Source organism: Terribacillus saccharophilus (assembly GCF_046592595.1).
Lineage (GTDB): Bacteria > Bacillota > Bacilli > Bacillales > Amphibacillaceae > Terribacillus > Terribacillus saccharophilus_C.
Window position 1 is genome coordinate 386,712 of the sequence record NZ_JAWVPF010000004.1, and the last position, 9,600, is coordinate 396,311.

A 9,600-nucleotide genomic window follows, 5' to 3' on the forward strand; every position below is an offset into this window, starting at 1 on the left:
CGGTACCCGAAACTTATCTATATGAAATTAACAATAACATTAAATGACACTTTGGAAAAGTGTGAGATGATGGGGGAAAGAATTTAGGGGGACTATGCTTGCTTGCCAAGACAACCAGTTTTATTGTCATCTTTCTATTGATTTCAGGAGTTGCTGCCTGGATATTCGCTGCTTTCGAACCTTTTGAACAGAAGGCATTTATGGAAGATACTATCGAAAAAATCGAAGTGTATGACACGGAAGCCACTGTACCATCGGAGACGATTACAGATACTGAGCAGGTGGAATATATATTGGAATGCATCAATACTTGCAAGCGCGAGGAAATGAGCCCGGAAGCTACTTATCAAGCCCTTGATGCCTCCCTGATTCTGTATGGGGAAGAAGACAATTATGAAGTCGGTATATGGCAGGGAGACAGTACGGTCAAATTTGTGTATGACGCCACTATCATTGAAAGTGAACTTGAACCCTTTCCGTTATAGTATTAGAAAAGCCGTCCCATATTAGGACGGCTTTTCTCTAAAACATAAATTCTTCCGTTTCCGCCTTCAGATAGCCTCTTTTAAGGATTATCCATTAATTGAAACTGCATTCTACTCTATCACTTGCATTCGCTCATTAAACTTCGTTGGATAAGACAGGAAGCCCAGCATGATACTCGTCACAATCGCAGTTGTCAGCAGCAGGAAGAGGATCAGCAGCTGGAACATAACGGCCTGGAGCGGATCAGCTCCGGCAATTATCTGGCCGCTCATCATACCTGGCAGCTGCACTAGTCCAATCGTTTTCTGGCTCTCAATCGTCGGAATCGTACTTGCCTTAATGGATGCGAGTAAGGAGCGTTGAATTGCTTGCTTTGGTGTGCCGCCTAAGGAAAGGATGAGCTCTGTTTCCTCTCTTCTGGATGCCACTTCAGAAGTGAATCGATTCAAAAACAGAATACCTAGCACCATAGAGTTCCCTATCACCATACCGCTTAATGGGATGATGTATTGTGCAGTTGGGGGTGTAATTTGAAGTCCCAACAAGATCCCCTGTGTCAGTATTTCTATTACAAGGAATGTAAGTACAAGCTTCCAAGTAATGCCCCTGATGGAGGCTCCTTTTTTTCTTGCATTTTGTACTGCTGCACCAATCATGAGCGCAACCATCAGGAAAATATAAAGGATATTACCCGAGTCGAAGATAAACTGCAAAACATAGCCTACTGCAAAGAGCTGAATAATGGAGCGGATTGTCGCAATCAGTGTATCTTTTTCGAGTCCCAGTTGTAATGTCTTCGATAAGAAAAGTGGAATAAGGACAAATATCAGGGTGAGTACCAAAGCCAGTGCGCTCATTTTTCCTCCTCCGTAACAAACTGTTTTACAGCCGCATTCTCCGGATGATCCAATAAGTCTATCGGTCCTGCTTCGGCAACAGTGCCATTCATCATGACCCAAACTTCATCAGCAACTGCCTTTGCCTGTTCCAGATTATGCGTTATCCAAACGACAGTAGTATCATTCTCTTTATTGATCCGTTTGATCAGTCTCTCTATATCCTGTTTGGAAACGCGGTCCAAGGAAGAGGTGATTTCATCCAGCAATAAAATATCCGGCTCATTCAGCAGTGTCCGTGCAATGGAGACCTTTTGTTTCTGCCCGCCCGATAAATCCCTGCTGCTGCGATCCAGTATATCTGCTTCTAAGCCTACTAGCTGTATCATCCGTTCCGCCTCTTCTCCTTTTAGCTCCTTTCCGGCAAGCTGTAATGGCAATGCTATATTATCCCGAACGCTACCCTCCAGCATAGTTGCCTGCTGCAGGACAATACCGACAAGACGGCGCAAGCTTACAGGATCAAACGTTAAGATGTCCTTCCCATCAATCAGGATGTTACCGCCTGTAGGTGATAATAAGCCATTACATAATCGAAAAAGTGTCGTTTTTCCTGCTCCTGATGGACCGATTATCGCCGTGATCTTCCCCTTGGCGAACGTACCTGATATACCGCGGATGATTTTGTTCTTCTCTGTTTCGTATACCACTTCCTGTAACGCGATGGCTGCTTGTTGTTTCATGCTCTCACTTCCTTCAGCTTCTTTCTGTCCTAGTATCTATCCTTCACTTGGATTTACCCGTTATAACTGGTAAGTAAATAGAATTCCTGTATAAGAAAAAACACCTCTGGATGAGAGGTGCTTTGATTAATAATGCTTCAAGAAATAAACCAATGACTGCAATTCAATAGCCAAATCGATATGGTGGACACGAATATTGCTCGGCACTGCAATACGCGCTGGCGTAAAGTTTAGAATTCCGGCAATACCACACTCGACAAGTCGGTCAGTGATTGCTTGGGCAGCATGTGCTGGTACCGTCAGGATCGCTGCACTTACATTGCCGATATATTCTTCCAGTTCGTCAATGTGATATACAGGGACACCGCCGATATTATGATCCACTTTTCCCGGATCGGTATCGAATGCCATTTCTATTTTAGTATTGTTATTTTTCGTAAAGTTATAATTCAGGAATGCTGTTCCAAGATTACCGACTCCAATGAGTGCCACTCTTGTGATCTCATCTTGATCCAATGTCTTCCGGAAGAAGTTCAGCAAGTACTCTACATTATAACCATAGCCTTTTTTGCCAAGTGCTCCGAAATAGGAAAAGTCACGGCGGATCGTAGCTGAGTCTACTTTAACCGATTCACTGAGCTCTTTTGAAGAAACTCTTGTCTTCCCCTGCAGATGCAGACTGTTGAGAAATCGATAATAAAGCGGCAGCCGCTTTGCCGTAGCTTTGGGTATTTTATTTTGGTCCATATACATGCTCATTTATCCTCCTAAAGCCTGCAGCTTCCAGAAGCGAACTTCGTGCAGCCATGCAGCTGATCAAAAAGGCCTATCGGACTAGAACGTTTTTGTTCTGTTACCTTTTGTCGTATATGATCAGCACTATTCCAGCGAGCTGGAATGGATGCAGACAGGTTCCTTTCCGGCATCTGTAAGGAGTTGCAGATGCTGCCTGCGGCTTCGTCCTTGAATTGTTACGATATGATACTTTCACAAAGTACGATTATAGTTAACAACTTATTCTAACAGATTTAAGAAGGAAAGTCTTGTACAGATTCACAAAGAAGATGCTGATGGGGTCCCTTGTCTCCATTTTAACAAATTCATATCTGATGTCCATCCGAATGAAAGCGAAAAGCGCGGGAATTCGGCGCTTGCTACTGTTTTGTCACATAGGATACACTGATAGTATGAGGTGAACAGAATGATTTTATTGCAAGCGAACAATATAACGAAACTATTTGGCGCAGACGTCATTTTATCCAATATAAAACTGGAAGTACAAACACAGGACCGATTAGCCATTGTCGGACGAAACGGAGCAGGAAAATCGACCTTGCTGAAGATTCTTGCAGGAGAATTAAGCTATGACGAAGGAAATGTATTTTTGGCAAAGGATGCCACGCTTGGCTACTTGGAGCAGCACACTGGCTTAGAATCGGAGAAAAGCATCCTGGAAGAAATGAAGACTGTCTTTGCTGATCTGATTCAGCAAGAGGAAGAGCTGCGCCGACTGGAAGCAAGGATGGGAGATCCTGACCTTATTTCAGATGAAACTGCCTATCAGCAGCTTCTAACCAATTATGATACAAAACAGCAAGCCTTCCGTTTAAATGGAGGCTATCAATATGAAGCGGATATTCGTTCCGTGCTGAACGGACTCCGATTCGGAGACAAAGACTTGTCCACACCGATCGGTTCTTTAAGCGGCGGACAAAAAACGCGTCTTGCCTTAGGAAAGCTCCTCCTCCAGAAACCGGACGTATTGATCCTGGATGAGCCGACCAACCACTTGGACATTTCCACCCTGGACTGGCTGGAAGGGTATTTGAGCAGCTACCAGGGCGCGGTTGTGGTTGTATCGCACGACCGTTACTTTCTTGATAAAACCGTTAATACAGTCATTGAGATAGCGCATAATCATTCGGTCCGTTACAAAGGGAATTACAGCAGCTATCTGGAACAGAAAGCTGCCAATTTTGAACGCGAATTGAAGCAATACGAAAAACAGCAGTCTGAAATTAAAAAGATGGAAGAATTTGTCCAAAAGAACATCGCACGTGCTACAACAACAAAACGTGCACAAAGCAGACGCAAACAGCTCGAGAAGATGGAACGGATCGATCGTCCGCTTCATGACGCATCATCTGCAAGACTCACGTTCGATATCGATCGACGAAGCGGTAATGATGTACTGAAGGTAAAAGATTTGGCATATCAGTATCCGGAAAGTTCTTCGCCTGTCTTTGAGCATGTTACCTTCCATATGAATCGTCAGGACCGTATCGCTCTTACCGGACCGAATGGAACGGGTAAGACGACACTGCTCAAGACCATCATCGGAAAACTGCCTGCAAAATCCGGCCAAGTCGAGCTGGGAACGGGTGTAAGCATCGGCTATTACGATCAGGAGCAGACAGAATTGCATTCATCGAAGAGTGTCCTTGCCGAGCTATGGGATGAGTACCCGCTTATGGACGAAAAGGACATCCGCACAATACTTGGCAACTTCCTGTTCACTGGTGATGATGTCCTCAAAGTGGTCAACACACTGAGCGGTGGCGAAAAGGCACGACTTGCTCTGGCCAAGCTCATGATGCAAAAATCGAATCTCTTGATCATGGATGAACCGACCAACCACCTTGATTTGGACAGCAAGGAAGTATTGGAAAGTGCATTGGCCGACTACCCGGGTACCATTCTCTTTGTCTCTCATGATCGATACTTTATGAATAAAGTTTCCACACAAGTACTGGAAATGGCGGACAAGCAGATCACATCCTACTTGGGCAACTATGATTATTTCCTGGAAAAGAAACAAGAGAAACAGGAGATTGCAGCCCTGGAAGCGTCTGCTGCAGAAACGAAGCAAAAAACTGTCACTCCGGAGAACAAATCAACTTATCATCAAGATAAAGCAATTAAGCGGGAAATCCGTAAACGGGAACGACGCATTTCAGAACTGGAAGAAAAGATAGCCGAACTGGAGACGGAGATTGAAAGCAATGAGACACTGCTCACAGATCCTGAAATCTTCCAGGATTATCAGAAGGCTCAAGAAATCACAGAAAAGAATGAAGAGCTCCAAGCAACATTGCTGGAAGTGATGGAAGAATGGGAAACACTCAGCGAGGAACAGGAAAGTTATACACAGGACTAAATGCGTTTTCATTGTTGATATAATGGGATATACACAAGGTTATGCACAATATCCACAGAATCCACAGCGCTTGTACACAGTTTTATCCACTTCTTGACCTGGTACTAATAGCGGGTTTTAATAAGTTATACACAATTCAGAATATTGACTGTGAATAAAAAAAGCATCGTTTTCATTTAGAAAACGATGCTTTGTTTTATAACGGCATGGAAGCTTTTGCATTCATCGATAAATCAGCAAATTTCTCTTGTTGATAGAGGATGGATGCCGCTGCTCCAATCATGGCTGCATTATCTGTACATAAAGCAAGCGGCGGGATAAGCAGATCAGCTTGCTTGTCCGCAAACACTTCTTCCAAACTAGTCCGCAGTCCTCTGTTGGCAGCAACACCACCTGCCACAATGACTTGCTTTGCGCCGAATGCTTCAGCCGCTCGGATTGTTTTGCCTACAAGCACGTCTACTACGCTGGCTTGGAAGCTCGCTGCCACATCAGCAGGTTCCAATGTTTCTCCCTTTTGCTTGGCATTATGCAGTGTGTTGATGACTGCAGATTTCAAACCGGAAAAGCTGAAATCGTAGCTCTCTGGCTCAAGCCATGCACGAGGGAAATCGATCGATTGCTTGCCTTCAGCGGCCAGCTTATCAATGCGAGGACCGCCTGGATAAGGCAGCTGCAATGTCCTGGCTACCTTGTCATATGCCTCACCAGCAGCATCGTCACGTGTCTCCCCTATCACTTCAAAGCTGCCGTGTTCTTTCATAAGAACAAGCTCTGTGTGACCGCCAGACACCACCAATGCCAGCAGCGGGAATTCGAATTCCTGCTCCAGGCGATTGGCATAGATATGTCCAGCTATATGATGGACGCCAATCAGCGGTTTGCCGATGGAGAATGCCAGCGCTTTGGCGGCATTCACCCCGACAAGCAATGCACCGATAAGACCAGGTCCCTGTGTCACAGCAATTGCATCCAGCTCTTCTTTCTGGATTCCAGCTTGCTGGATCGCCTCTTCAATGACGAGCGTAATCTGTTCGACATGATGCCTGGATGCTATTTCCGGTACAACACCGCCAAAACGCTTATGGCTCTCAATTTGGGAAGCCACGACATTGGATCGGATGATCCTGCCTCCCTCGATGACAGCTGCAGCTGTTTCATCACAGCTTGTTTCTATTGCTAAAATAAGTTCTGATGTTTTCATAAGTTCACCCACATTACAATCGCATCTTCCTGATTGTCTGTATAATAGTTTTTCCGGATACCGCCCGGTACTAAACCAAATTTCCGGTATAAGTGCTGTGCGGGTACATTGGATACACGCACCTCAAGAGATAAACGGTAAGCCCCTGCCATGATTGCTTGTTCCATCACATGCGCAAACAGCTTCTCCCCCAGTTTCTGACCTCGAAAGTTCGGCAGTATGGCAATATTCGTAATTTGTGCTTCATCGATGACGAGCCACATCCCGCAATAACCAGCAATCACGCCATCACTTTCAATGACAAAATAATTTGCAAACGTATTTTCCGTAATTTCACGCTCGAAAATATCGATGGTCCATGGAGTTGCAAAAGATGCTGTCTCGATTGTATGGACAGCTGGCACATCGGCTAATTGCATCGGACGCACAGTCACTTTTGCACTCACTTCTGCTGCTCCTGCTGCTTCAGCCAATTTGACTCCGCCTCCGTCATGCGGACATAATCCGGAACGATTTGGTGTGTTTCATCCGCTTCCCTTGCAGCTCCTATTTGAGCAAGTACAGATGGACGCGCATAATGCATGGCAGCTTTCGGAATTAGCGCTTGCTCACCTAGCACTTCCGTGATCAAACTCCGATACATCTCGATATCAGGACTTAAAAACAGTATCTTCTCTTCTTTCTCTCGCAGCTGTTCCAGCCAATCAGAGAATAACGGATTGACGACATCTTCTATCTGCTCAAGAGAGTCGTTATTACTGGCGTAAAGAGTCGTATACACTTGGCCTCTGCGGGCATCGAAGAAAGGACAGACATATCCGGAGAATAGCTCTCCTTGATGAGCAAGACCTTCCAGACTCGAAACGCCGATGACGTCGATGCCAAGAGCCCAGGCCATTGTTTTGGCAGTTGCCATACTGATTCGAACACCTGTGTATGATCCAGGTCCCTGGCCAACGACAATTCGATCTAAATCAGCAGGTGTCGTTTTTGTTTCCTTCATCAATTGTTCGATTGCCGGCAGCAAGCGAACCGAGTGATCTCTGTGTCCATGCATGACATGTTCACCCAGTGTCACTCCATCTTTCACAATCGCTACTCCTAGCAGCTGATTGGAAGTATCCATCGCTAATATATTCATTCCATTAACTCCTTACAAAGCTTTTCATAACGTTCACCAATCGGATGCAGCAAGATTGTCCTTGCTTCCCCATCATGCTTGAGCGTAAGCTCCAGACGTTCTTTCGGCAAGTAATCCTCAATGAATTGCGCCCATTCCACAATGGAAACGCCTTCCCCTGAAAAATACTCCTCAAAACCGATATCTTCATCGCTGTCCTCTAATCGATATACATCCATGTGATATAACGGCATACGCCCTTCATATTCCTTGATAATAGTGAAGGTAGGACTGTTTATCGTCCGTTTCACCCCTAGACCAGCACCGATTGCTTTAGTCAGTGTCGTCTTCCCTGCACCAAGATCACCTTCCATCGTGATGATATCCCCAGGGTGAAGCAGTTCGGCAAGCTTTCGGCCAAACGAATTGGTATCTTCTATTGTATGCATCTTCTTTATAAATTGGGTCATAACCGTCACCTGGCTCACTTTCATTCTTTGTTCATCTATTCATCATAGCAAAATATAGCCTAAAAGCAAAAGCACTAGAAACAAAAAGGCTTTCAGGGTCTTATGGAGAATACTTATAGTATCAGCCAATAAAGGAGTATGCATATGGAAGCATTAGAGCAAATGTACAACTACAGCTGGAATGGTGAGATGAAATCCTACCTGGATCAAGTCGATCTGAGCGAATACCAGCGTATCTGGGTCGGACGCTTTGGCGGAAGCATTGCACATGGTGCCTATAAGAACGAGAATGCCTGTCTTATCCTTACAGGAGCCGATTGGGAGTTTGCAGTTGTCATGGGAGCACAGCATACAGTAGAAAGTGCTGCTTTCATAGCGGACTCCCTCATACTCAGACAAAGGAAAATCACTGAGACGCTTGATGAAGACGTTTCAAGTGCTATTAAAAAAATCGACAGCTTTCTGATGAGTATGTTCAACAGCGTGCGATTCCGGTCTACGGCAGCCAAAGTGAATGGCAATGCCTCATGTTTGATTGCTGTGCGCAAAGCAAATTACTTGTATTGGCTATCCATTGGGGAAAATTCGCTTTATCATCTAGTACCTTCCCCAAATCAGTACAACTCTGTCCAACTGAACCAACAAAATAGTTCAGGTAAAATCGGTGCTGATAATACGTTTGATCAAGCAGTCCCCGTCTTTAATATGGGAAGCATCCCTCTTTCAAGCGGCAGCAATCATATCATGCTCTCTACCATCGGATTGCAGTGCTTTCCTGTATCTCCATATAAAAGTGCTTCCCGGCTGCAGCGCGCTTTCAGCAAGAGTGAGAGCATGCCACATTTCATACAGACAGTTCTTTCAAATGCCCAGGCAGCAGGTGCAGCCGAAAGTATTACACTGATCGGATGGGAAATACACATATAAAAAAAGCTTTAGGATTACTCCTAAAGCTTTTGAACGTTTTATGTATGGCGGTCCGGACGGGACTCGAACCCGCGACCTCCTGCGTGACAGGCAGGCATTCTAACCAACTGAACTACCGGACCAAAACTGCTACTATGTATTAGTGCAATAAAATTTGGTTGCACACTTCGTGTACTCCCATTTCTCACATGGATAGTGAAAAATTTTGGTTGCGGGGGCAGGATTTGAACCTGCGACCTTCGGGTTATGAGCCCGACGAGCTACCCCTGCTCCACCCCGCGATAATATAAAGGAAATATTCGGCCTGGCAGCGTCCTACTCTCGCAGGGCGAACCCAACTACCATCGGCGCTGAAGAGCTTAACTACTGTGTTCGGCATGGGAACAGGTGTGACCTCTTCGCAATTACCACCAGACCTTACTTACCTTTTCCAAAGACAAGATAAATTATACAATGTCCAATCCGGAAAAGCAAGTATTTTTGAAGTGAACCTTCAAAACTAGATAAGAAACATGTCTTGCCAGACATTTCATGCTGCCAAGCACCGGAGTGCCTGGACTTTGGCGTTGACTTACTCGTCAGATCCAGCTCCGGGAACCAGAAACTTCAGCCTAAGCGATAGCCCTGCAAGGGTAATACCACCCTTTCCGGCCTCTC

General features: G+C 45.2%; 10 protein-coding genes, 2 tRNA genes and 1 rRNA gene. 3 read left to right on the plus strand and 10 right to left on the minus strand.

Annotation, left to right across the window (positions count from 1 at the left end):
- Nucleotides 1–98: 98 nt before the first annotated feature.
- Nucleotides 99–485 (plus strand): hypothetical protein, encoded by a 387-nt coding sequence (locus tag SFC25_RS09100; RefSeq protein ID WP_411214966.1) that lies wholly within the window; start codon nt 99–101, stop codon nt 483–485.
- 111 nt (nt 486–596) lie between these two features.
- On the opposite strand, the gene SFC25_RS09105 is transcribed toward SFC25_RS09100, so the two are convergent.
- The 3 genes from SFC25_RS09105 to SFC25_RS09115 form a co-directional block, all read right to left on the minus strand.
- Entirely contained in the window at nt 597–1,343 is a 747-nt protein-coding gene (locus SFC25_RS09105) for an ABC transporter permease (RefSeq protein ID WP_411214967.1), read from the minus strand.
- Entirely contained in the window at nt 1,340–2,065 is a 726-nt protein-coding gene (locus SFC25_RS09110; protein ID WP_411214968.1) for an ABC transporter ATP-binding protein, read from the minus strand. The genes SFC25_RS09105 and SFC25_RS09110 overlap by 4 nt, the downstream gene beginning before the upstream one ends.
- Before the next feature lie 126 nt (nt 2,066–2,191).
- Complete coding sequence (locus SFC25_RS09115) at nt 2,192–2,818, minus strand: redox-sensing transcriptional repressor Rex (RefSeq protein ID WP_411214969.1); 627 nt, start codon at nt 2,816–2,818, stop codon at nt 2,192–2,194.
- A 448-nt stretch (nt 2,819–3,266) separates the two neighbouring features.
- Between SFC25_RS09115 and SFC25_RS09120 the strand changes: the two genes are divergently transcribed.
- Entirely contained in the window at nt 3,267–5,222 is a 1,956-nt protein-coding gene (locus SFC25_RS09120; RefSeq protein WP_411214970.1) for an ABC-F family ATP-binding cassette domain-containing protein, read from the plus strand.
- A gap of 196 nt (nt 5,223–5,418) precedes the next feature.
- Here SFC25_RS09120 and tsaD read toward each other — a convergent pair whose 3' ends face one another.
- From tsaD to tsaE, 4 genes are read right to left on the minus strand one after another with little or no spacing between them, the layout of a single operon-like run.
- Nucleotides 5,419–6,426, minus strand: a complete 1,008-nt coding sequence (tsaD, locus tag SFC25_RS09125) for a tRNA (adenosine(37)-N6)-threonylcarbamoyltransferase complex transferase subunit TsaD (protein WP_411214971.1) — start codon at nt 6,424–6,426, stop codon at nt 5,419–5,421.
- Complete coding sequence (gene rimI, locus SFC25_RS09130) at nt 6,423–6,872, minus strand: ribosomal protein S18-alanine N-acetyltransferase (protein ID WP_411214990.1); 450 nt, start codon at nt 6,870–6,872, stop codon at nt 6,423–6,425. Before rimI ends, tsaD begins: the two co-directional genes overlap by 4 nt.
- Nucleotides 6,869–7,567: a tRNA (adenosine(37)-N6)-threonylcarbamoyltransferase complex dimerization subunit type 1 TsaB gene (gene tsaB / locus SFC25_RS09135; RefSeq protein ID WP_411214972.1), complete on the minus strand. Its 699-nt coding sequence runs from the start codon at nt 7,565–7,567 to the stop codon at nt 6,869–6,871. Before tsaB ends, rimI begins: the two co-directional genes overlap by 4 nt.
- Entirely contained in the window at nt 7,564–8,016 is a 453-nt protein-coding gene (gene tsaE / locus SFC25_RS09140; RefSeq protein ID WP_411214973.1) for a tRNA (adenosine(37)-N6)-threonylcarbamoyltransferase complex ATPase subunit type 1 TsaE, read from the minus strand. The genes tsaB and tsaE overlap by 4 nt, the downstream gene beginning before the upstream one ends.
- A 144-nt stretch (nt 8,017–8,160) precedes the next feature.
- On the opposite strand from tsaE, the gene SFC25_RS09145 reads away from it, so the two are divergent.
- A complete protein-coding gene (locus SFC25_RS09145) occupies nt 8,161–8,943 on the plus strand; it encodes a hypothetical protein (RefSeq protein WP_411214974.1) in 783 nt (260 codons plus the stop codon).
- 45 nt (nt 8,944–8,988) lie between these two features.
- On the opposite strand, the gene SFC25_RS09150 is transcribed toward SFC25_RS09145, so the two are convergent.
- From SFC25_RS09150 to rrf, 3 genes are all read right to left on the minus strand, one after another.
- Nucleotides 8,989–9,065 (minus strand) — tRNA-Asp (locus tag SFC25_RS09150).
- Nucleotides 9,066–9,149: 84 nt separating this feature from the next.
- Nucleotides 9,150–9,224, minus strand: a tRNA-Met gene (locus tag SFC25_RS09155).
- A 21-nt stretch (nt 9,225–9,245) separates the two neighbouring features.
- Nucleotides 9,246–9,358 (minus strand): 5S ribosomal RNA (gene rrf, locus SFC25_RS09160).
- Nucleotides 9,359–9,600 lie beyond the last annotated feature (242 nt).